Source organism: Bradyrhizobium sp. CB82 (assembly GCF_029714405.1).
GTDB lineage: Bacteria > Pseudomonadota > Alphaproteobacteria > Rhizobiales > Xanthobacteraceae > Bradyrhizobium.
This window is the reverse complement of record NZ_CP121650.1, coordinates 8,094,899-8,118,215: the sequence shown is the minus strand read 5'-3', so window position 1 is coordinate 8,118,215 and position 23,317 is coordinate 8,094,899. Positions and strand designations below refer to the sequence as shown.

Annotated in this window: 14 protein-coding genes; 6 read left to right on the top strand and 8 right to left on the bottom strand. The window is 57.8% G+C overall.

All coding sequences use genetic code 11. The features are described from left to right. Positions 1-2 precede the first annotated feature (2 nt). Positions 3-1,424 (bottom strand): type II and III secretion system protein family protein, encoded by a 1,422-nt coding sequence (locus QA640_RS38875; RefSeq protein ID WP_283043023.1) that lies wholly within the window; start codon positions 1,422-1,424, stop codon positions 3-5. 73 nt (positions 1,425-1,497) lie between these two features. Further along, entirely contained in the window at positions 1,498-2,187 is a 690-nt protein-coding gene (locus QA640_RS38870; protein WP_283037927.1) for a response regulator transcription factor, read from the bottom strand. Between the two features lie 267 nt (positions 2,188-2,454). Here QA640_RS38870 and QA640_RS38865 point away from each other — a divergent pair, with 267 nt between their 5' ends. Then, positions 2,455-2,688: a hypothetical protein gene (locus tag QA640_RS38865; protein WP_283037926.1), complete on the top strand. Its 234-nt coding sequence runs from the start codon at positions 2,455-2,457 to the stop codon at positions 2,686-2,688. Between the two features lie 1,452 nt (positions 2,689-4,140). On the opposite strand, the gene QA640_RS38860 is transcribed toward QA640_RS38865, so the two are convergent. The 3 genes from QA640_RS38860 to QA640_RS38850 all read right to left on the bottom strand — a co-directional run bounded on the left by QA640_RS38860 (position 4,141) and on the right by QA640_RS38850 (position 5,722). After that, positions 4,141-4,563 carry a hypothetical protein gene (locus QA640_RS38860; RefSeq protein ID WP_283037925.1) on the bottom strand — a complete coding sequence of 141 codons (423 nt, stop codon included), beginning with the start codon at positions 4,561-4,563 and terminating at the stop codon, positions 4,141-4,143. Between the two features lie 15 nt (positions 4,564-4,578). Further along, positions 4,579-4,800 (bottom strand): hypothetical protein, encoded by a 222-nt coding sequence (locus QA640_RS38855; RefSeq protein WP_283037924.1) that lies wholly within the window; start codon positions 4,798-4,800, stop codon positions 4,579-4,581. 367 nt (positions 4,801-5,167) lie between these two features. Next, positions 5,168-5,722 carry a peroxiredoxin gene (locus tag QA640_RS38850; protein WP_283037923.1) on the bottom strand — a complete coding sequence of 185 codons (555 nt, stop codon included), beginning with the start codon at positions 5,720-5,722 and terminating at the stop codon, positions 5,168-5,170. 1,028 nt (positions 5,723-6,750) lie between these two features. On the opposite strand from QA640_RS38850, the gene QA640_RS38845 reads away from it, so the two are divergent. The 3 genes from QA640_RS38845 to QA640_RS38835 are packed head-to-tail and all read left to right on the top strand — an operon-like array spanning position 6,751 to position 10,018. Continuing rightward, the gene (locus tag QA640_RS38845; RefSeq protein WP_283037922.1) at positions 6,751-8,232 is read left to right on the top strand and encodes a coproporphyrinogen-III oxidase family protein; all 1,482 of its coding nucleotides are present in this window, start codon (positions 6,751-6,753) and stop codon (positions 8,230-8,232) included. A 9-nt stretch (positions 8,233-8,241) separates the two neighbouring features. After that, positions 8,242-9,432 carry a hypothetical protein gene (locus QA640_RS38840; protein ID WP_283037921.1) on the top strand — a complete coding sequence of 397 codons (1,191 nt, stop codon included), beginning with the start codon at positions 8,242-8,244 and terminating at the stop codon, positions 9,430-9,432. A gap of 31 nt (positions 9,433-9,463) precedes the next feature. Beyond that, a complete protein-coding gene (locus QA640_RS38835) occupies positions 9,464-10,018 on the top strand; it encodes a GNAT family N-acetyltransferase (protein WP_283037920.1) in 555 nt (184 codons plus the stop codon). Between the two features lie 680 nt (positions 10,019-10,698). Here QA640_RS38835 and QA640_RS38830 read toward each other — a convergent pair. The 3 genes from QA640_RS38830 to cysD all read right to left on the bottom strand — a co-directional run bounded on the left by QA640_RS38830 (position 10,699) and on the right by cysD (position 17,806). Then, positions 10,699-12,864, bottom strand: coding sequence for an anthranilate synthase component I (locus QA640_RS38830; protein ID WP_283037919.1), 2,166 nt, complete (start codon positions 12,862-12,864; stop codon positions 10,699-10,701). A gap of 2,132 nt (positions 12,865-14,996) precedes the next feature. Continuing rightward, positions 14,997-16,880, bottom strand: coding sequence for a sulfate adenylyltransferase subunit CysN (gene cysN / locus QA640_RS38825; RefSeq protein ID WP_283043022.1), 1,884 nt, complete (start codon positions 16,878-16,880; stop codon positions 14,997-14,999). 5 nt (positions 16,881-16,885) lie between these two features. Beyond that, positions 16,886-17,806: a sulfate adenylyltransferase subunit CysD gene (cysD, locus tag QA640_RS38820; protein WP_283037918.1), complete on the bottom strand. Its 921-nt coding sequence runs from the start codon at positions 17,804-17,806 to the stop codon at positions 16,886-16,888. Between the two features lie 1,241 nt (positions 17,807-19,047). Between cysD and QA640_RS38815 the strand changes: the two genes are divergently transcribed. Beyond that, complete coding sequence (locus QA640_RS38815; protein ID WP_283037917.1) at positions 19,048-20,850, top strand: ABC transporter ATP-binding protein; 1,803 nt, start codon at positions 19,048-19,050, stop codon at positions 20,848-20,850. A gap of 1,695 nt (positions 20,851-22,545) precedes the next feature. After that, the gene (locus QA640_RS38810) at positions 22,546-23,316 is read left to right on the top strand and encodes an enoyl-CoA hydratase/isomerase family protein (protein ID WP_283037916.1); all 771 of its coding nucleotides are present in this window, start codon (positions 22,546-22,548) and stop codon (positions 23,314-23,316) included. Position 23,317 lies beyond the last annotated feature (1 nt).

The window sequence follows — 23,317 nt, the reverse complement described above, 5'->3', positions numbered from 1 at the left end:
CCTCATTCGGTATTGTCGCCGGCGCCCCTAGTCGCGCTCGGTACGCTGGTGGCGGGAGCACCGCGCCCCGGTGGCCGAGTCGCCAAATGGTTCGTCAGAGTACGCGCGAGATCTGAGGGCGGTGCGACGCGGTCAGTGGGGGCACTCATCGGCCGCGTGTTCGATCTTGGCCGCACGACGTAAGGCGTCACGATAATCACGAGTTCCGTTTCCTCCCGTTGAAACTGGGACGAGCGAAACAGCGCACCAAGAATCGGTATGTCGCCGAGCCAAGGGAAAGTCGTGATATCAGTGTTGAAGTTGCGCCGGATTAGCCCACCGATTGCAAAGCTTTGGCCGCTTGCGAGCTCGACAACCGTATTGGCACGTCGGGTGGAGAGAGCCGGCACGGAGATGCCGTTGACGGTGACAGCGCCTTGTGACGATAGTTCACTGACTTCAGGCTTCACGCGGATATTGATCTGATTATTGCTAAGAACGGTCGGCACGAACTCGAGGCTAACGCCGAAGTGGCGGAACTCGACGGAGACCTGACGATTGTCCTGCAACACCGGGATAGGAAATTCGCCGCCGGCCAAAAAGCTTGCCGATTCACCGGACATTGCGGTTAGGCTTGGTTCAGCAAGGACGGAAGCAAGGTGTTCGCTGGCCAGTGCATCGAGTACAGCGCTGACGTTGACACCGCCAGCGTTAAATCCGATCCTTGCCGTACCGCCGCCCTGCGTCGCGCCGCCACCTCCACCACTGCCACTGACCAAGCCGAGGGTGAAAGGACCAGCTTGACCGAACGCGGAGAGGTTGACTCCGAGCTCCTTCATGGCGCTCCGGGAGACCTCGGCCACGCGCACGCTCAAATTGACCTGCAAGGATCCAGCCACCTGGATCTTATTCAGGACGAGTGCACCCGAACCGAGAAACTGCTCAGTGACTTTCACCGCGCTGTCGACAATCTCAGCATTGGGTGCCGTACCGCTAAGGATGGCGCCGCGCGGGGTATAGCTGACTTGGATCGGATAGTCGCCGACCTGGGCTTTCAGCGTTGCACGCAGATCCTCGATCGGCTGCGAGACGACAACGCGTAGCTCAGCGAGAGCCTCCCCATTCTCGTTCAGTGCGAACAAGCTGGTTCGTCCCGATTTCTTGCCAAAAACGAAGACGGTCTTGTTCGACGGCGCCTGATAATCCGCGATCGCAGGATCGGCGACAAAGATGCTCGCGGCTGGCGCGGGCAGATGAATTGTCTTACCAAGCGAAGGGGAAAGGTTCAGCGTCCCGGTTATGGCATCAGGGACCGGACGCGGCGTTCCTCCTCCATTATCGCCCTTAATCTGCGCCACGGCAGTAAGTGGGGATAGCAGAACGACCGCGCACAAAAGTCGCGACAGATAAGGCAGAAAGCTCGACGAGAAGGCGTTGGCAACGATCGATCCACCATTGGCGCCAGCATGCTTGTCAAGAATGACGTTCAAGATGGTCTTTTCTTTCAAGTTCAATTGATTACGCGGCCGAGGCCGCGGATTTCAATTCAAGGACGTAGCCGATCCCGCGCGCGGTCTTGATCCGTAACGTTGCACCGGACTGGCTCAAATGACCACGTAAGCGATAGATGCCGACCTCAAGCGCGTTTGTTGAGACTTCGTTGTCAAATGCATAGAGGCCATCCTCCAATGCCGCGCGCGCCACGGTGCGCCCTGCGCGGCTGAGCAAATGTTCAAGAATGCACACTTCGCGGCGCGCAATCTTCAGCGGTCGGCCATTGACGGATGCTTGCCGACCGACCGGATCGAATCTTAAGTTTCCAAAGGTAACGACGGGCGACGTCATTTGCGTGGCTCGGCGCAGAGCGGCGCGCATCCGGGCGATGAGTTCATCAGGAGACACGGGTTTGGGCAGGAAGTCGTCCGCACCGCCATTGAAAATCGCGATCCGCCTACCGAGCTCGTTGAGGCTGCTCATCATCACCGCCGGCATCGAATACCCGTCGCGCCTCAACTGCTTCAGCCACTCCAAGCCGTCTCCATCCGGTAGAATCAACTCAAGGAGAAGGATGTCGTAGCGGGCACAACCAAAGGCTGCGGACGCCTCATCGAGCGTACACGCTAGATCAACGGCAAAACCACAATCCGAGAGCGCTTGGTGTACAACACGCGCTGGGTCCGTCTCATGATCAACCAGTAGCGTTCGCATTTCATCCCCTCTTCTCAAGTCATGCCAAAACCACTGAGCACGTCATGTCGAACGTGGCCGAGCGAAATTGAAAAGTCCGGCTTGCCCGTAAACCTTGGCAGCCGGAATAGACGAAGAAGAGCAGTGCCAGCCAATCGAACACTTGATCCGATCCATTGTCAGTTCGATTCGCAATTTCGATCTCCCGGTGTGGCTCGCATGCATCTTGGTGACGTCCAATCTGGTCTTGCCACAGGGGCATAGGCGGCAATCAATCAAATGCATCGAGTGGCAGCACCCTCGCTTTTCGCTGCGACAATTTGGGAAGTCGTCACCGACATCATGAGGTATGATTGCGAGAACACGATTGGTGAAATCGATTTTTTGGATGAAATGCATTTACATCGCGGATCGGTGACAATACGTTTCCGAAAGCTTGATCTAAATCTCCCCATAGCGGTTGATGCCCTGATGACCGAGCGCAGCTTTACTGCGGCAGTTTTGATGGCAGACGAACGATGATGTAGGTGATGTGCATCGCCGCCCGCCCAACTTGCCAGCCTCACGCGGGTGATAGACGTTTCGTACTGAACCAGCAGACTCACCCATTTGGCCTTGAGCCGAGACGGCGAGCGGCTAGATCCTGCCAAAAGTCTCGATCGCCGTGTAGACGATCTGTCGTCACAGCTGAAGGCCGCAAAGTTGCTCAGTCCTTATCACGCTGCTACCCAATGACTCTGGCTGCGAAGCACAGGCCCCTCGATAGGTGCCGAACGCCGGCAGGCCCGACCTTCAGTCACGTCCGATTGGATGGCGGCGGTGCAGCCGCCGGGCGCGCCGAACGACTTGCGGGCACATCCCGCATCGGCGTTGTGAAGCATGCGCCTTAGGCGGTTCAGTCGCCTGAATTGCGCCGATTCTGACGAGCGGCCGCGAAACGATTGGATATCGAGCGTTGATTGTGCTGCTTGCCGATCTGGGAGCGGGGAAGCGAAGAGAACGGGCCCTGGCGTCGAACCACTATGCCTGCTCCAGCCGTAAGTGGGCCGGAGCTGACAAACCGTCACGGGTGCATAGACCACACTAGCAACGGGGGGTGGAGCGGAGTTGTTGAGGAGCGTGACGGGATGAAGCGAGGCGAGCTTGGGGTTTTGAGACATTCTGTCTGGCTTGAAGTTTTGGGGCGACCTGAGAGGGTCGCGACCTTTTCTTTCGGAAAACGTGCGACACTTGTTCGGAATCCTACAATCTGACGCAATGTACGATTCAAGTCCCTTTGAGCGTTCATAGTTAGAATAGATCAAACTAGCTGGTCTTGGAGCGGCGGTGCAGGAACCGGCAAGAAGGTTGCGAACCAGAGGAGTCTTCTCCGCGCCGCTAAGCATCACAGATCCCTCTCGCCTCAGTGGAAGAACGGGCCGTGAGAAGTGAAATCGTCCAAGGCTGGCGCTAAGGCAGTCAGCGTTCGTCAGATAGACCCCCTAGTTAGCGGAGACAACTTACATGGTGGGAACAGCTCTCATCGAGCCACGGACATGATCGGCGGCAATCTGGCGAACGAACTACTCGCAGATGGTTAGACGGTTTATGGCCTTTCGCGCGACCCGAAGGACGCTGCCAATGGTATGAAGCCCGCGCAGCTGATCTTCTCAATGCCGACAGCGGTCTTCCGCCCGGCCGATTGGCGTCCGACCCCGCGCCGTTTCACATTAGCGGTCGAGCGTCGGCGGCGCGCAAAGTGCCGCAAGGGGGAGTTGGCGGCCAAGCGCTTTCGAGCCCACTGTGATCACGCCAATGCCGCAAGACCGTCACAATGCTGCACACGATCAGGTGATGATTGCGATCCGGTCGGATCGTTGGGCGATCGCTGATATACCTGATCCCAAAGATCTCGGAAGAATCCCGGCAGGCTACCGCTCGCGAGGGCTTCCTTGCCTGTTTGGAGCTGGCGTTCTTTCGAGATGTCGCCCGCGGTCAGCAGAGAGGTCGGATTGGCCTGAAATGGAAACCGCTCGGAGTGAACCGCCTTACCACGGCACGCACGTCACGTTCGCCTGTTTCGAGCGCGATCTTCTGGGCGAGCATGACGTCTCCGATCGGCAGAGCGCCGGCCGGCGAGAAACATAACCCCGCCCCCAGGCGGCCTCTTTCGTCGATCTCGCACACGTTCACTGCGGCCCCCGCGTGGATCCTGTAGCGCTGTCCGGTGTCACTTCCGACGACCTCGAAGTAGCCCTTTTGGACGAACTGCTCCCGCTGCGCCGGCGACAGCCATTGCTGCAAGAGGCGCAGCGATCGGCCCTCCGGCGTCCGCTCGGCGCCGTGCCAGATGATAAGGGCCCGCATCGCGCGCATCCGGGAACGGCCGCCCGGCGGCATCAGTCGGAAGCCGAACATGGCAGGAACGCCGACTTAGCCGCCGACCAGCCTGGGGAAGAAAACGGTTTCTTCCGCGTTTGGGTCGAACGATCCGATCTGCGAGACCTGACCTGGACCGGTCCGGACCGCTGCGGTGAAACCGATATTCGTCAGCTCGTAGAACCGCTGCATCGCCTTCGCCAGTTCTTGTGCGTCGTCGACGTTGAAAGGATGACGGCTGTCGCCGGTGTGGTCCATCACGATCTGGATTGCCATAATCGCCTCCTCGGATTTCTGATAGCCATAGGACCTCGATTCAGTATCCGGCCAAAGTAGTGAATTTTCAAGGGAGGAGCATTCCATCGCAGTTGCCGATGGTCTGCTGATCGCAGCGGCCAAGGACGCGCTGAAGCCGTCTTTCCTAACGAGCGCTTCCGACATTGGGGGCTTGAGGTTCGCAAAGAGCATCTTCATTCTGGCTGCGCTTTTTCGAGCCGTCAATTTTCGAGCCGATGCCATTCGAATGGTGCGAGCCTATTCTGCAAGCGGACTGAAATGTTGGCCGAAACATAGGCCCATCGACACGTGGGCGGCTGATGCGAAGCACCCGCTGGACATTCACCTCCTCAGTTCACGATATGACTTAGCCGGCCTTCAGCGTTTCCCCGCCAATCTCGCGATTGCACGGACAGAGCTCGTCGGTCTGCAGCGCATCCAACACACGGAGGGTGTCCTTTGGGCTGCGGCCAACATTCGGAGTGGTAGCATAGACATGCTGTATGCTGTTGTCGGGGGCGACGATGAAAGTATAGCGGTTGGCGACCCCCTCGGGCGCCCGAACGCCAAGTCCATCAACCAGCTCGCCCTTGGTGTCCGCGAACTGCCATATGGGTAGATGATGCAGGTCCTTGTGCTCGCGCCGCCAGGCTAGCTTGCAGAACTCGTTGTCGGTCGAGCCGCCGAGCACGACCGCATCACGCTCGGTGAAATCCCTGGACAAGCGGCCAAACTCGGCGATTTCTGTCGGACAGACGAAGGTGAAATCCTTAGGGTAAAAGAAGATGATCTTCCATTGCCCGGGGAAGCTCTTTTCAGTCAGCGTCTCAAACGCGCTCTGACCGTTCTCTTCCTGCGCGTGAAAGCCGGGTTTCACGCCGGTAATCTCGAACGACGGTAACCTACTTCCAATTCCAAGCATTCTGTTCTCACGTACTTTACTCGGGTGAAGGGGACAATTCGGACATCAGCGAAGCAAGCTATGTGCCATTCGTTCTCAAGACTGCTGAGTCTGTACCCAGGACCGCGGCTGGGTGATTCTGCCCGCCCTTTCATTAGCTTGCCGAGGCGAGGGGAGGGAGACTGACAAGACGTGCAAGAAATGAGTTACGTTCATCAAGCGCAGCTATTCTACCAAGTTTCCTGCAAATCGTCCTTTGTCGACGCCGCATTCGGCGAGCGTGATCGCGGTGTGGCGGCACGAGGTGATCTTGCACAGCGCACGCACAGCGAAAGACAAGCGTCAACGGACGGCGGTGGCGGTTCTCCATTTGCCAACGCCGGATGAAACGTAACTTCAGCTTCTTGCCATGGAGCGGAGCGGAGAAAATCGCCTACAAAAGGAGAGTGCTCAGGGTCGTAAGCTCGGCTGTTGTAGATTCATTCTCGAGCAGGCGCCCGAGCCCGGGTTGGAAGAGACCATCATCGGTCAAAACCTTTAGTGCCGTCGTGTTCAGCCATGTCCGGTTTTGGACGCTTGTGTCCAGAACCGAACGCTTACACGCTAAGTTGGTCGCGCTGCAGAGCCTAGGCAGATGGTATTTGCTCATCTTCTAGCAAGACACGCGGGCTGTCTTTGATGGCACGCCAATTGCTGGACACGAATAGGAAGTTTCGCAACACGTGGTGGTCTCGGTGTCCAGGTTTTGAAATGCGTGTGCTCGATTAGTCGCAAATCAATGCGATGGATGCTGCCCCGTGAGCGTGATCGGTCTGGGAGGCGCTGCGCCATGCGGGTGCTGCTGTCGTTATCCCTGCTTAACTACGACCGTCACCTAGGTGCCCGCGAAGAAGATGGCAACGCAGGATGTGATCAGCGTGGAGCGGGGCCGAGAATCCCCGCTACTCGAATTGCGCGGCTCATCATCGACCCAAAACAGAAAGTCACCCCTCTGACACTTATGTGTCGTCGCGCTCTGCCGTCACACGGAAGCAAAAGGAGTCCAAAGAATGCTCGCGCCTAGCTACTCCGAGGCCCTGGAGTTCGCGATCGACCGTTCGTACGACATTAACCTCGACATGCTGAGGTCGCGAAAACTGCACCTTGACACCTACAACGATTATCTTGTCGGCACATATCCGCCTCTCAAAGCAATGGGCGAGCTCAATGCTGAAAAATTGTTAGGTGAGATTACGTCGTCGATTGACCTCTACTTTCACATCCCCTTCTGCAATCAGTATTGCACATTTTGTCACTTCGCCAAGGAAATCAATCCGCGTTCCGGACGTGTGGAGCGTTACCTGGCGGCTCTCGACAAGGAAATGAGGTGGTCGGACGCGGCGCTCGCCGGCAGGTCTATTGAGACAGCTTTCTTTGGAGGTGGCACCCCCTCTATCTTGACCAATCCGCAACTCAAAGCGCTATTTGACATGATCAATCAGCGCTTTGATCTATCGAAGTCCGAAGTGAGTTTCGAATTACATCCCACTCTTGGAAAGCAGGTGGACGCAGTAGATCGCATATCCACCCTACTCAAAAACGGCGTAAACCGCTTCGTCCTGGGGGTTCAAAGTCTTGATCAGAATATTTTGCGAATATTGAACCGCGGGCACGGTGTGGACGAGGTGAGACAACTGGTTGAATTGCTGAATAAGCTGGGTGTTCAGAATCTGTCGCTAGACCTTATCTATGGGTTGCCGCAGCAAACGCTGCGAAGTTGGTATGACTCGCTCATCGGTCTTTTGGATATGGGAGTGGAGAAGTTCAATATCTTCCCATTGTTGTTCAAATCCACGGACCCCGTAGCTCGCCATTTGAGCAAAGGACGTTACCAATTCGCTGGGGCGAAGGAGCGCATCATCATGCATTTCATGGCTGAGCACATCCTCACGAGACTTGGCTATCGCCATGGCCCGATCTTCTATTGGACAAAGAAGTCGCAGCCGCACTCTGTTCAGCAGCGTCGCAAATACGATTCTTGGAACGACAATAATCTAATCCCGTTTGGGGTCGGCGGGTTTGGCTACATGAGTCAGTGCCAATTCTACAACGAGGCAGATTTGGATCGCTACTTAGACAGGGTTGAGTCTGGCGGGAAGCCAGTGTGGAAGGGTGTCGTCCTGACGCAAGACGATCTGATGCGCAGAACGGTGATGCTCGCGTTGCGAAGTAGTGGAGTGCCGCTCTCCCGCTTCGAGAGGGAATTTGGAGTGTCCATGGAACAATACTTTCGTCGCGAGATCAAAAAACTAACTGAGGCGGGACTCATCAGTATTTCTGAAGGCGTGCTGACGTTAACCACCGCTGGCATTATCAATTCGGGAGCGGTATCGCTGCAATTTTTCTCCAACGAGGTACTTGAGCGCGTCGCGCGGACCGATAGCAGGATCTTAGATAAACGAACTGATCTTATCGAGAAGCACGACTACTCACCGGCCGCCCGATACGGGGCGACTGCGGAAATGCAAGCTATTTTCGGCCAGGGGCGGTGAGTGCTCGCTATGATCGCCAGTATCTCCCCTCCTGCCCAAAGATCGCCGCACAACTGCGCGCAAGACATGTTTGCTCATTTGACCGATCGCATTGATCGTCGACAACGAAAACGACCGCTTGGGCGATTGAGCGACTTTGTCGTCGATGAACTGCCACACGATATAGCGCAGATCAGAAGCAGTGAGCGGCCGGATGAAACGGTTAGGGCGCTCGGTCGCAGTATTAGCGCGATTGTAGCGGACACGGACTATGATGCGCTGTTGCGGGGGCTGCCGCACGCCGATTTCGAGGTTGCCAAGACAGACATCCAATATCTCACCAATTGTGCTTATCACATGTCGGCGTTTGCCGGCCTCCATCCCGGGGATGCCGAATTGACGGTGGGGGAGGGCTTAAGTCGTCTTGCCCGCTTATCCCGCCAGCGGCAGCCTGGCATTGAGGTCCTTTCCTATGAGGATATGATACTTACGAATCCGGTGCAGACCGATCCGCGTGTCTACTGCCTTGGAGCGGCTGGGGTGGAGGAACGAGATTTTTGCTTGGGCCACCAACTCATCGAAAGCGAATTGCAGTTAGCAATCGACGCTCTACTCGAGTTGCGAGATGTGGCTGACGCTGACGCCCATCAATGTCTTGCGCTGTGCATGAAGCACCTTGAGACAGCGAATCATGTCCTGACCCGCTTTCACGAACATATGTCGCCGGATCTATTTGGCCAGTTCCGCGTGTTTTACGCAAAGAACCCTTACAAGGATAGGCTTGGCCCGAGCGGCAGATTCTCTGGCCGTATTGTGGCTGCCTCAGTGCTGCTGATCGGCGAAGAGCTTTTCCTCCAGAAACCGCAATTTTTTTCGGATGTATATCGGTTGTCCGAATACTACCCGCAAGCGTACATCCATGAGGTATTCCGCTGGTTGTCGCCGAACAAAGAAGACGCGTGGCACAAGCCGGATTGGCTGGAAGGAAAAGCGGACTTCCCTCGATCTGCGACCATTTCGCCCGTCATAGAACACGGTAATAGTGAAATCCGGATGCTGCGGGCCTCCTGTGTTCGTGCGCTGGATCGGTTTACCCTGATGCACCATAGTACGGCGTTGAAGTATACGGTTGAGCCCGGTCGACCGCTTGTCGGAGTTGAGGCATCGGAAAGTATCGACGCTGTCCTTTTGCAGAGACTGTTGCCGACGGCGCGTCAGTAAGCATGAGGGTCCCATTTGCGTAGGAGAAAAGATGATGACGGGAGAGGCGGAGGCCCCCTGGGCCAGTCGGCAGCCGATATCGATGCCTCAAGGCGAGCTGATCTTTCGTCGGTTCGAGCTAGGTGATGCCAATGATGTATGGCGTCTGCATAGAGCCGCATCGGTGGATGGTGGCGTGCGCGGCCCGGAAGGGACGTGGGAAGATGACTTGCGCAACATCTGCGAAACATACATTAAGCCGGGCGGTGACTTCTTACTTGCCCATATTGGTTCTCAACTCGTCGCAATGGGAGGATTGAAGCCTGTCGATGCTGATGTCGCACAGCTAAAGCGCATGCGCGTCGATCCGGCCTTTCGAAGACGAGGGTTTGGAAGGAGACTTCTTCGTGAACTCGAATCGAGGGCCGTTGCTGCGGGGTTCAAGCGGATCATGCTGGACACGACAAAGATCCAACTAGGTGCTCAAAGGCTTTATGAGACTGCGGACTATGTTCGCCGCAGGGAAGGGACACTGCACGGATATGCAGTGATCTTCTACGAGAAGCGGCTGGCAGACGAGGCTGGAGCTCTCCACTTGGCCAAGTGAGCTCGTGCGCATGGGGCAGCTTCATGGCAGGCTAAAACGACGTGAGGTGCTCCTTTTGTCGCGCGTGTCCCCCCTAGAGAGAGAAAGCCGCGCACCGGTTTGATAAAACAACGAGACGGTCACCTGGAAGATCGTCCCTTATTGGCGCGATCAAGCTTGTGACGCCCACACGCCCGATGGAACTAGGCTGGCACTTGCTTATTGCTGACGAGGTAACAAACAACGAAAGCGCCCAGAACGTTTATATGATCCCGTTTCCACTTCGTGGCGACACCGCGAACCAAGCCGGGCAATCTTCTGCGGCGTGAGTGTTGCAAGATCGGCGATCCTGTTGGTGCGCTCTTTGTAGGAGGTCGACGAGCAGAAAACCGGGAAAGGACCTATGGCGCGTTCAGCTTTCGGGCCCGCGGCTGCGATGTTGGGCACGCGGCCACGAGAAGCCCGAAGGCCACGATTGGGAGCCGCAGTCGTTAGCCAGCTATGCCACGGGCCTTGGTTTGATTTGGCCGACGCGAAAGATCAAGAAGGATTCGAGTGGCACAACGACATAGCTTCGCGCGATCAACAAGGTTGGGCACGACGATGATTCACCGTAAAATCGCAGTAAGCGCCGATGAGAATTAGGATTTCTAGATTACGGGGAAGCGTACGGAATGCGAACCGGTGGTAGGCACTCATGCTCAATAGACCGCCTCACTCAGCCGAAACGCATTTTCGACCATCCGCTGGCCCACCTCGTCGCCCAGCGACATCAAAGATTCCGGGTGGAACTGGACTCCGCCGACCGGCAAACTCTTGTGCTCGACTGCCATGGGCATGCCATCTTCTGTGCTGGCCGTGACCGTAAGTGCCTCGGGCATGCTATCGCCTTCGAGGTAAAGAGAATGATAGCGGCCAATTACGATCTCGCTCGGCATGCTTTGCATCAACCGGCCGCCCCGCACCTGAATACGGGAGGGCCGGCCATGTGCGGGCTGTGGAAGTTGGCGGAGCCGGCCGCCGAAGTACTCGCCGATCGCCTGCACGCCGAGGCAGACGCCAAACACCGGCAGCTTCTTCGCAAGCGCCGCGTCGATGGTCTTTTTGATCCCGAAGTCTTCGGGACGGCCCGGTCCGGGCGACAGCACCAGCAAATCCCACGTCCTCTGCTTGAGCATGTCAAGCGCATGCACATAGCGGACCACGGTGACGCTGGCGCCGACCTGGCGGAAGTAGTCGGCGAGCATGTGCACGAAACTGTCGTCGTGGTCGATCAGCAGCACGTGCTTGCCCGAGCCGGTCGCATCGGGCGCGAAGGTCGACAGCGGCTTCGGCGGATCGCCGCGCAGCGCCTGGAACAGCGCCGCCGCCTTCACCTGGCACTCGCGGTCTTCCGCGGCCGGATCGGAGTCGAACAGGCAGGTCGCGCCGACGCGAACCTCGGCGAGCCCGTCCTTCATGCGGATGGTGCGGATGGTCAGGCCAGTGTTGATGCTGCCGTCGAAATTCACCGCCCCGATCGCGCCCGCATACCAGCGGCGCGGCGAGCGCTCGTGATCCTCGACGAACTGCATCGCCCAGAGCTTTGGCGCGCCGGTGACGGTGACGGCCCAGGCATGGGTGAGGAACGCGTCGAGCGCGTCGAAGCCGGGACGCAACATGCCTTCGACGTGGTCCACGGTATGGAAGAGTTTTGAATAGGTCTCGATCTGCCGCCGCGCCAGCACCTTGATGGTGCCGGGAACGCAGACGCGCGCCTTGTCGTTGCGGTCGACGTCGGTGCACATGTTGAGCTCGAACTCGTCCTTCTCCGAGTTCAGGAGCTGGCGGATCTGCTCGGCATCGCCGATCGCATCCGTGCCGCGTGCGATCGTGCCCGAGATCGGGCAGGTCTCGACGCGCCTGCCGTCGGAACGCACGAACATCTCGGGCGAGGCCGACACCAGGAATTCGCCGTCGCCAAGATTCATCAGCGCGCCGTAGGGCGACGGGTTGATGACGCAAAGACGCTGGAACACTTCCGCCGGCGAACGCTCGCAGGGCTCGGCAAACAGCTGCCCCGGCACGGCTTCGAAGAGATCGCCGCAGGCAAAGGCGGCGCGCGCGGTCTCCACCGTCGCCTGATATTCGCCTGGCGCGTGATCGGCAAAGCCCTGCCGCGGCGTCTTGAGGTACGGGCTGTCCGCGGTCTCGCGCGGCAGGCCCTCGGTCGACAGGCCCTTCCAGGTGAAGTCGTAGCTCAGCACCACGCCGCGGCCGGTGGCGCGGTCGTAGGCGAGCAGGCGATCGGGCACATAGAGCACGATGTCGCGCTGGTCCTTTTCGCGCGGGCGCTTCTGGACGAGATCCTCGATCTGGAAGACGAGGTCATAGGCGAAGGCCCCGAACAGGCCGAGCAGGCCGTCGTCATTGGCGGAAAAGGCGGCGACGAGATCGCGCACCAGCGACATCACGCTGGCACGCCGGGTGCGCTGATCTTCCTCGACCGGCGCATCGCCGCGGATGATGTGGCCGGCAAGGTACGAGGCCGTCTTCTCGGAGATCACCACGCAGGGCTCGCGCAGGACGTCGGCGAGGAAGGCGATCAGCACCTGCCCGCGCTGGTTCAGCGCTTCGAGCTTGAAATTGACGCCGACGGTTTCCAGCTTGAGCGGCGGGTCGGAGAAGCCGAGGTCGAAACTCTCGTAGCGGCCGGGCACGGTGGTGCCCGACGACAGCACCACGCCGCGGCGGCGGTCTAAGAGCTCCGTCAGTTCATCCAGCCGGTCCGCCGGGCCGCAGTAATGCTGTGCGTTGCGTGTAATGAACAACCCGCGATGGGTGGTAAATTCACTGCGCTCCGGCACGGAGAAGACTGTTCTGTTCATGAGATCCTCGACCAAAAATTGTTCAGGAAACGCCGCACGAGAAGCGAATGGGCCGCCGCACCTGGTACGCGCCTCTCTCTGTGATGCGGCCGCCTCGTAGCGTGCATCTGGACTCGTTTTCGGTTGTGCACCCCACGCGATGCGCCATCCAAGTTCCGATCGAGCGTCGCAATCTGCCGGGTCGCCCTGGCCGCAAGGTTATCGATTGGGAGGAGAAAGCTAAATGCTGTGAACAACGCGAGTAACTGTTAACGCAGATCTGGATGCTGATGATCCTACAAACTGACGTCGCGTCACCTTCAAGCTATTAATCAGTCGTAATGATATTCCACAAACGGAGGGGTCCCGATGCCAAGGTTGTGGAGGGGCTCTTCGAGCTCGACTTAGTTCTCCATCACGCCGTCGTACGTCTCCTCAACCGCAATCAGTTCGGTAATGGCCGCACGGCCGGCCTGACCGCTCGTGTTCTTGGTGATCTCAACGGCAGGCGTGGGGCGCAAGATCCATTTTTCATATAACATAGCGCATCGGCGAAGACTCACTGCGGGCCGGCTCGAAGGGCGACCCGCCGCCAAAGGAAAGTTTCTGGCCTCATCCAGCCCGACCGAGTCCCTTTCTGTAAACACCCTGCCACAGTCTTCAAATCTCGGGCTTAAAGCGAGCAACCGCTGCCAGACCTACGACCGCAGTGTCTTTGTTCGGACTTGGTTGTGTGCAACGGATAGGTCCGCACGCGGCGGTGGTCGCGGTCATTGCAGGGGGCTGATGTTCTCGTGTCGGGTCGTCCAATGTCCGGCCAAAGTGGGCGGCGCGACGCAGTATTGCGCTTTTGAACGCACTTTCCGCCCTTCAGGCGCCGCGGATGGCTGCAATCAGGCTCGGTTTGCCGACGATGTTCATCACCCGCGTCATAATCAGGCAGGTAGGCGAGATCCTGCTTGCCGAACACCGGCCCTCCGCCTTGGCCGCTCGACGTTATGGGCTTGAGCAAGGTGACTGCAACGCCAGCCTCTTCGCAGGCTAATATCTCCCCTCCGTCGAGGTAGCCACCGGGCGACCGCCTCGAGTTTGTCCACTTCGAGCACTTCTTTGGCTTGCTTCGAGGTCAGAGCAAGCTGCCCACGGTCGTTGCCGACGTTTATGACCTCTTGCGTAACAATCGGATGGTGTTCGGTGTCGGCCGCGGCCTGGACATTGTAGCCGAGGATACCCGATCCGCGTCCGCTGGTGGCCACCCAACGGGCGTCCGGATCGGTGAGGGATATCTGTTGATCGGGCGTGTTGGCATCTGCGCATCAAGCACTTCCAGGCGGCTCATCTCCTGCTTCAGCCGAGCACTCTTTTCCTTGATCCTCGTCCTGATGCTGATCGCTTCTGATGGCTCCTGCTGATCGGCGCTATCGAGTTGATATCGACCGACGCTTTCCTCGACCTGCGCCATCCGCCCCTCGCCATCTTGGCTTGCATGAAATTACGGTCGCGGTTGTTCACCGCCTTGAACTTGCTGACGTCAATCGAGAGTTGGAGTCTGCAATAGGCCCATTTCCTGGCATAGTGCAACGAACTTCGCACAAACATTCCGGATCGCCGCACCTTTCCGGAAATCGGCGATCGTCCTATGACCGGGAGCCTGGCCGCCGATCAGCCACATTACTGCAGCTTTGCAAGGCTCTGAGCGGAATTGCCTTTCCTCGTCCACTTGGCGTCACTTCTTCGGGCCTAGCTTCAGTTCTCAATGCAATCCCTTGGGACCTGCTTGAGGTGTGCCGGCGGCTTGTGAAGCGAAAGAAGCTGTGGAAGAACTAAGTGTTCGGAGGCATTTTCGGCTGAATGGCTCGCAAAACCGCTAGATAGATGGGCCTAGAGTAATCTTGCAACCGACATCACCCCAGATACCCCGTGCCAAGCGCGATGTTGAAACATGTCAGCACGGGCGCTTTCCTTCCAAGTGCCGAAGTAAGGCAACAACCATCTTGAGATCCTACATTGCGCGGATCGGATACTTGCGGTTGAGCATATGACCAAGCTCTGAGACCTGGCGGTAGTCATCTTTAATATAAATGACCAAGGCCTCGGGTGATTATCATCAGGACGGCTCGTCTGGCAGGTTCGAACCAACTCGGCTAATTCCTCTATGTCATGGAAATAATCCCTTGTGTGGCAAGCGCATCGAGAACCCGATTGGCCAACTGCTCCGGTGGCTCATCAAATGTCTTCAAATGCACCTCCGGTGTGTTCGGCGCTTCGTACGGCGCATCGACACCAGTGAAGTTCTTGATCTCGCCTGACTTTACCCTGGAATAAAGGCCTTTCGGATCGCGTCGGACGCATTCGTCTATTGGCGTATCTACGAAGACCTCTACGAATTCACGGTTCCCGACGAGCTTGCGCACCATGTCGCGGTCGGTCTTGTAGGGCGAAACGAACGAGCAGATGACAATCAAGCCGGCTTCCAGCATCAGTTTCGCCACTTCACTTGCACGCCGGATGTTCTCCACCCGGTCTGCTTTAGTGAAGAGGAGATCACGGTTGAGACCGTGACCTAGGTTGTCACCGTCCAGCAGCATCGTGTGATAAGACCTCGCGAACAGCTTCTGGTCGACGATATTGGCGATCGTTGACTTGCCGGCACCGGAAAATCCGGTGAACCATATGATACACGGCTTCTGATGCTTGAGCGTCGAACGCTGCTCCTTGTCAATCGTCAACGGTTGCCAGGCGGTGCTAGTCGATCGCCGGAGCGGGAATTCGATCATTCCCGCGCCGACCGTCCGGTTGGTATAGCGGTCGATCATGATGAAGGATCCCGTGCGCCGGTTGACACGGTACGGATCGAAGCTCGCAGGCAGAACAGTGGCCACTTCGCAAAAGCCGATCTCATTGAAATTCAACGTGGCCGCCGCCACGGGCTCGCACGTGTCGACGTCGATCTTGTATTTGAAGCGGTTAATGCTGCCGGAGGCGATCGATTGCGTGCCAATCCGGAATGCATAGGAGCGGCCCGGCACCATTGGTTCCTCGTCCATCCAGATCAGATGAGCAGCAAACCGATCGGCGATTTCAGGCGGCTGCGTGGGGCTTGCCAACATATCACCGCGGCTGACATCGATCTCATCTTCGAGGGTAATCGTCACCGCATCGCCTGCTTCGGCAGCTGCAAGGTCACCATCATAGGTCACGATCCGCTTCACACGCGAGCTGCGAGCCGAATGTGCCACGACGATTTTATCGCCAACCGCGACTCTTCCGGAAGCGATAGTGCCAGCATACCCGCGGAAATCAAGATTGGGACGGTTCACCCACTGTACCGGAAAGCGGAAGGGCAGGCCGGCCGTCTCAGATTCTACCTCGACACTCTCGAGGTAATCCAGGAGCGGCGGGCCGTCATACCAATCGGTATTGCCGGATCGCTTGACGATGTTGTCGCCGTATCTGGCGGAGATTGGAACCGGGATGATCGAGGTGAAGCCGAGCTCCGAAGCAAAAGCAAGATAGTCGTGTACGATGCCGTCGAAGACATCCTTTCGATAGTCGACAAGGTCGATCTTGTTTACGGCGAGGAGGACGTGCCGGATACCCAAGAGCGAGCAGATGAAGGAGTGGCGTCTGGTCTGCACCAGAACCCCTTTGCGCGCATCGATCAGGATGATGGCGAGCTGCGCGTTGGAGGCGCCGGTCGCCATATTGCGGGTGTATTGTTCGTGGCCTGGTGTATCGGCGACCATGAACGATCTGCGCGGCGTCGTGAAAAATCGATAAGCGACGTCAATGGTAATGCCTTGTTCGCGCTCAGCCTCAAGGCCGTCGACCAATAAGGCGAAGTCGATGTCACCGCCGGTTGTGCCTTGCTTGGCGCTATCACGCGTGAGCGCCTGCAGCTGGTCCTCATAGATCATCTTGCTGTCGTGTAGGAGCCGGCCGATCAGCGTCGATTTTCCGTCGTCGACCGAGCCACACGTGATGAAGCGCAATTGATCCTTGCTGTCGGCCTCGGCGACGAAAGGCGCGGCTTCCATATCCATCAAAAGTATCCTTCCCGCTTCTTCCTCTCCATTGAAGCCGCCTCATCCGTGTCGATGAGGCGCCCCTGCCGCTCCGAAATTCTCGCAATCCGCATTTCGGCGACAATGTCCTCGATCGTCGTGGCGTCCGACTCGATGGCGCCGCTCAGGGGATAGCACCCGAGCGTACGAAAGCGGATTCTCCGCATCTTAGGGGTCTCGTTGGGCAAGAGCGGGAGCCGCTCGTCGTCCATCATGATCAGGGTGCCGTTGCGATGCACCACCGGCCGGTGCTTCGCAAGGTAGAGAGGGACGACAGGAATTCTTTCGAGCATGATGTATTCCCAAATGTCGAGCTCCGTCCAATTCGACATCGCGAACACCCTCATCTTTTCTCCCTGTCGGATCCGGGTGTTGAAAAGCTTCCAAAGTTCAGGCCGCTGGTTGCGCGGATCCCAGACATGTCCTGCCGAGCGGCACGAAAATATGCGCTCCTTGGCGCGGCTTTTTTCCTCGTCGCGCCGCGCGCCGCCGAATGCCGCATCGAATCCATACAGATCGAGCGCCTGCTTGAGGGCGTCGGTCTTCATAATCTGGGTATGTAGCGTGGAACCTGAGTGGGTTGGATTGATACCTTTCGCAAGACCGTCCTTGTTGATGTGAACGATCAGATCGGCTCCGACGCGTCTTGCCGTCTCGTCGCGAAAAGTAATCATCTCCCGGAATTTCCAGGTCGTATCGATATGCATCAACGGGAAAGGCAGCTTCGCCGGGTAAAATGCCTTCAGCGCAAGGTGCAGCATGACGCTGGAATCCTTGCCGATTGAATAGAGCATCACCGGCTTTTTGAACTCGGCTACTACTTCCCGCATAATTTCGATCGACTCGGCCTCGAGCCGACGCAAATGCCCGGGCAACCTATGCGTTTCGAACCTGATCATGACCCTCGCGTTCATATTGAACATCCTCGAGATCTACAGCAACGACGTCCGTTGCCGTGCCGGCATTCACGTCATATTTCAGAGCTTGCCTAGTAAATCAGTGATCATTTAGCCTTGATGCGAGCAGGATCGCGTGCTCCGCTGGTATTCACTCCATGATCGACCAAAGCAGATAGAGTCGGCGTCACCATCGCCAACGGCACAGAATTGCGGGACCAGCCCGCGGGGGTACATCAGAGACTGACCGACGATTGTTCGATTTCTTGGTTGCTGCCTCAACATCACGCTGGCTCACCATAGAGCCGCGCATACAGGTGGAGGCCGGGTAACCCGATCGATCCATCTTGCTGAAAGGGGAGGGCATGATCATCTACATGCTTTTCGAGCTTGCAGGCGTCGTTTCCACCAATCAACAATAGCTGGCGCGGAGCCGGCAAAAAACCCGCCTACAACTGCATTGCGGGCGTCCATAATGACGTACTCCTCGTAGTGTCCCCGACAGGAAACCTACCATGTCGCTCAATTGCAGGCATTTTTCCTACCGGCAGCGCCTCAATTGGGGAAATCGATTTTGTGGATGGGATGCATTGACATCGCCGATAGTGACGATGCGCTCCTGAGATCTGGTCTCGATTCGTGGTCGAACTCGATGCTCTGATGAGCGAACGCAGCCCACGACGGCAGCTCTGGTGGCTTGCACGCCATGATTTAGGTGATTTGCATCGCGCCGGCACTTTTTTGCGCGCCTCACGTGAGCGGCAGATGTCTTCTGCTGCGCCAGCAAACCCATCAGATGGCCGCTCGGCCGGTACCGGGAGCGTGGTCCTGGAAACTTAAAGGCTCAGCGCTCTGTGGGCGATCTGTTGTTAGATCTGCTATCCCCTAAGTTGCTCGACCCTTACTTGATGGCACCCATATCTCTCGCCGCGAAGCAATTTCTGGTACGCGGCCAATTTTAATGTTTATCCACTCCGCCCTCGGGCTACCGGCATCCGCGCGTGGCTGGCTGCGGCCCAGTCAACTACCAGCCTTGGCAATTGTTGAGATGACCGTCACATGTCATTTCATGCGCACCCTGCGTGTCTTCGGGATCCAACATAAATCTGACGCCCCCAACCTGACGGGTATGCCGTCTTCTCGCCTGTCATGAAATGCAATCCTTTCATCTCGATCACGCTTTTGCGACGCTGGTTCAAATCAGATGGAGCCGTCTCGCGCGCTGGGCATGACCGGATTTCGAAATGACTGCTATGGATGACAAACGTCCGATCGCGATCCGGGCGGTGTTGCAGTTCGCTTTCCGCCACTGGCTGCGCCAACCCTACCGTGCCGCCGCTGTACTGGTCGGCTTCCTCGGGTCAACGGTGGCCGACCTGTTCATGCCGGTCTACTCTGGCCACCTTGTCGACGCGTTGACGGCAGGCCCCTACAACCAGGCAGCGCGACACGCTGCGTTGGTCGCCTTCGGCGGTATCGTCGCGCTCGGACTAATTTCGATGATCCTGCGCTTCATAGGTCTGCGGGCAATCATTCCGTTCACGCTTCAGACGATGTCGGATGTGACGCGCGAGGCGTTCATGCGCATCCAACGGTTCTCAACCGATTGGCACGCCAACTCTTTCGCCGGTTCGAGCGTGCGAAAGATCACGCGCGGAATGGGGGCGATCGACTTGCTCAACAATACCATTTTGGTGTGCCTATTGCCGTCTTTGACGATACTGATCGGCTCGATGATCCTGCTCGGGCTGCATTGGCCTGCGCTTGGCGGCGTGATCGCGATTGGTACGGCATTTTATGCCGCGATTACGCTGATATTCGCGATCCGCTATATCGCGCCTGCCGCACGGGTCTCCAACGCCTGCGACACAAAGGTTGGCGGCACGCTGGCCGATGCGATTACTTGCAATGCGGTGGTAAAATCCTTCGGCGCTGAAGCGCGTGAGGAAGCTCGGCTCGCCCGCACCATCAACCGCTGGCGAATGCGGTCGCTGCGAACCTGGTTGCGCTACAACTATGCCGCGATGTCTCAGATCTCGCTGCTCTTGTGCCTGCGAGCCTCGGTGATCGGCGGCTCGGTGCTGCTGTGGATGGCTGGGCTCGCCTCACCAGGCGATGTCACTTATGTGCTGACCAGCTACTACGTTATCCACGCATATCTGCGTGAGGTTGGCATATACATCAACAACCTCCAGCGTTCGGTCAACGATATGGAGGAGCTCGTCGCGATCCACGACGAGCCGATCGGGGTCCTGGACGCGCCGGATGCAAGTCCTATCGCCATTGAGGACGGTGAGATCGTATTCGACGACGTCACCTTCCAGTATGGCGGCGGCGAAGCACCGCTCTATGACAGGCTATCGGTTGACATAAAGGCCGGCGAGAGGGTTGGTCTGGTCGGCCGCTCCGGATCCGGTAAGACGACCTTCGTTAAGCTGGTGCAGCGGCTCTATGATATTTCGGGCGGGCGCATTCTGATCGACGGCCAGGACATCGCTCTGGCCACGCAGCAATCGCTCCGCAGCCAGATGGCTGTTGTGCAGCAGGAACCGATCCTGTTCCACCGTTCGCTCGCCGAGAACATCGCATATGGCCGGCCGGGAGCCAGTATGGCGGCGATCGAGCGTGCGGCGCGGCTTGCCAATGCGCACGAGTTCATCCTGCGCCTGCGCAGGGGCTACGGCACGCTGGTTGGTGAGCGTGGCGTCAAGCTCTCAGGTGGCGAGCGGCAGCGCATCGCGCTGGCGCGCGCCTTTCTCGCCGATGCGCCGGTTCTGATCCTGGACGAAGCAACCTCAAGCCTCGACTCGGAATCGGAAGCCCTCATCCAAGAAGCAATGGAACGGCTGATGAAGGGCCGTACCTCGATTGTGATCGCACATCGGCTATCGACGGTGCGCAGCCTCGACCGCATTCTGGTGTTTGATGGCGGCGTTATCGCCGAGCAGGGCACGCATGCTGCTCTGACGAGGCGGCCCGGCGGGATCTATCGGCGGCTGCTGGAGCGCCAGGCCACGGAGTTCGGCCGGATCTCTGCAGCAGGCTAGTGAATAGGGACGGCGCTGTGACGTCTATTGTTGAGCTGGGACGCGAATTGAGGGGGGCAGCCAAAGGTAGAGGCACAGCCAGAAGAGGCTCAACATGGCTGAAGCTCAAATAGAATTCGGTGGCGTTGGAAGGATACAGATAGCAGGCTGGCGAACAGCAGCTCGCAACCTCAGCGATCCATCGCCAAAACTCGAGAAGCGTGCCGAATCGTCCTTATTTATGCAGGGATCGACGCCTTGGTCTTAGGAGAGCGGTATGGCAACAAAATCCCACTTCATCAGATGATTTCACGTGTGAGCCAATGACCGTTGGCGACAAGGCAGTAGCCGAACATTGGAGGAGATGGCAACATGCTGGCAGTGTTGGCTGTAAGTGAGTGGTTTAGGCGACTGTCGTCATACGCGCGCCGCCCGTCCGGCGCTTCGGCGAGTTGCCGCTTGCGTCGCTAAAATCCGATCGAGGTAGCCTGCCCGGCACCGGGTGGAAATCCTTCAAAATACGCATTTTGAGCCGAATTTCAGCGTTAATGTACGAACCATTGCACCAAACAACATCGACAAGTGGCTATTGTGCAGCGGCAAGGGGCACGGGTTGATTTCGAGGTGCGCACGTCTGGGCAACAGAAGACGATGAGCCGCTCTGCGTTTTGGATCCCAGAATGCCGCAGCTGCAATCGGCCTGGGTCAGTTGGGTAAGACGCTGGCGCGTTTGTGTTGAACTCGTTCGTCGTATTCTTCCTCCCGCGACGAACACACACTGGCCGCCCCGTTTGGGGCGGCCGTTTTTTGTGCCAGGCATGACACGGAGCGCCGTGACTGGCGCGAGTTTCCAGCAGTGGTCTCCAGTGGAGATGTAAAGTCCCTCTACGGGGCCTCGGCGATAGAAACCGTCAGCCGAACAGCAACGGTCGTCGCGAGACGGTATCTGAAGGAGGCCGTAAGCAAAGCGCCGGTTCGGCGAACAGCCAGTGCATATGAGGCTTCCGCATCTCGGCAAGGCTGCCACAAATCGCGAAGCACGATATTGCCCCGAAGGTGCGGCCCTATGGCGGGCGATCATGATGGGCGCCACTTGGCCAGTGCAGAGAGCTCTGGCGCATCGGCACATCGTTTCGCCTGGCAAGCCCGACCAACTTGGTGATTGCTCGATGCATCAGCCCGCGCGGCGGCGCGGAAAGCGCAATCGTCTTTTGCGTTCGAAGAGTGGGCTGCACAATGTGTGTTCGAGATTTCGCAGGCAGCGACCAAAGTGTCCGACGCTTGAATCTGAGTGCCTCGGATGCTTGGCGGAGCCTTCAGTGCGGGGGCGCTGGGATCCAACGGAGATCGCGAAATTCCATGAGCGCGAAAGAAACTCTATGGCGGGTTGCGATGATAGGGATGAATCTCCTGTTCAAAGACACCCCCTCGTCTGCAGGCTCGCAACCGAGCTGCTCCGATGAGATCTTATCTCGAATCCTTTCGCGGGCCCGCGTGGCGGCTTTGGTAGCTAAGTAGCTTCCGACTAGTCGTCTCCACGCCCATGGGTTCGTGTAGCGGCGAATTCTTCGCGGCAAAACAGGGGCAAGCGTTAGCGGTTCTCCCTGGATAGATTAGCTTTTCAAATGCAGCCAGGAAAAGGCGCTTGACTTGCCCGCGCGATCCATCCACTATCCGATATAGAATATTGCATTCCAATAAAAAGGGTTTGGGGCCGTGAAACGGTATATTCTCGTCGACAGGCAAGATGGGGTTGCTGTCATCACGCTGAACAGGCCGGAAATCCTCAATGCCTGGCATGCTCCAATGCGGTGCGAGCTCGTTGATGCCCTCCTGGATCTTCAGGGCGACAATACAGTCCGTGCGATTATTCTGACCGGCGCGGGAGATCGGGCATTCTGCGCAGGTCAGGATTTCAACGAGGCGAAGACGTTCGACGGCGACAGCGGTTCCAAATGGATCGCAGAGTGGGAACGCCTGTACGATGTCATTCGGTCGCTTCCTAAGCCACTGATCGCGGCCTTGAATGGCGTTGCCGCTGGTTCGGCTTTCCAAGTTGCGCTGCTCTGCGATTTCCGCATTGGCCACGCTGGAGTGCGGATGGGTCAGCCCGAAATCAATTCAGGCATTGCGAGTGTCACTGGGCCGTGGATCATGCGGGAAATCCTAGGGCTCGCTCGCACCACAGATTTGACCCTCACCGGCCGATTGATGGATGCAACCGAATGTCATTCGATCGGAATCATCAACAAGATTGTTCCAGCGGAAAGCGTCCTTGATGCTTCTCTCTCGCTAGCGCGCGAGCTGGCGGAGAAACCTCCTCTCGCCATGCGCCTAGACAAACAATGGCTTCGCGAGATGACCGAGGTCCGTTTCCGCGAGTGTCTCGATGCCGCGGTGCGGATCCATCGTGAGGCTTACGCGTCAGGCGAGACAGCTCGGATGATGGAAAAGTTTCTGGCCGACCGTGCAGCCAGGAAGGCCTGAC

What these genes read in the sequence shown, in the direction of transcription:
- QA640_RS38870 (WP_283037927.1), bottom strand. Translation starts at nt 2,187, where the DNA reads ATGCGAACGCTACTGGTTGATCATGAGACGGACCCAGCGCGTGTTGTA.
- QA640_RS38860 (WP_283037925.1), bottom strand. Translation starts at nt 4,563, where the DNA reads ATGTTCGGCTTCCGACTGATGCCGCCGGGCGGCCGTTCCCGGATGCGC.
- QA640_RS38855 (WP_283037924.1), bottom strand. Translation starts at nt 4,800, where the DNA reads ATGGCAATCCAGATCGTGATGGACCACACCGGCGACAGCCGTCATCCT.
- QA640_RS38850 (WP_283037923.1), bottom strand. Translation starts at nt 5,722, where the DNA reads ATGCTTGGAATTGGAAGTAGGTTACCGTCGTTCGAGATTACCGGCGTG.
- QA640_RS38845 (WP_283037922.1), top strand. Translation starts at nt 6,751, where the DNA reads ATGCTCGCGCCTAGCTACTCCGAGGCCCTGGAGTTCGCGATCGACCGT.
- QA640_RS38840 (WP_283037921.1), top strand. Translation starts at nt 8,242, where the DNA reads ATGATCGCCAGTATCTCCCCTCCTGCCCAAAGATCGCCGCACAACTGC.
- QA640_RS38835 (WP_283037920.1), top strand. Translation starts at nt 9,464, where the DNA reads ATGATGACGGGAGAGGCGGAGGCCCCCTGGGCCAGTCGGCAGCCGATA.
- QA640_RS38830 (WP_283037919.1), bottom strand. Translation starts at nt 12,864, where the DNA reads ATGAACAGAACAGTCTTCTCCGTGCCGGAGCGCAGTGAATTTACCACC.
- cysN (WP_283043022.1), bottom strand. Translation starts at nt 16,880, where the DNA reads ATGGAAGCCGCGCCTTTCGTCGCCGAGGCCGACAGCAAGGATCAATTG.
- cysD (WP_283037918.1), bottom strand. Translation starts at nt 17,806, where the DNA reads ATGATCAGGTTCGAAACGCATAGGTTGCCCGGGCATTTGCGTCGGCTC.
- QA640_RS38815 (WP_283037917.1), top strand. Translation starts at nt 19,048, where the DNA reads ATGACTGCTATGGATGACAAACGTCCGATCGCGATCCGGGCGGTGTTG.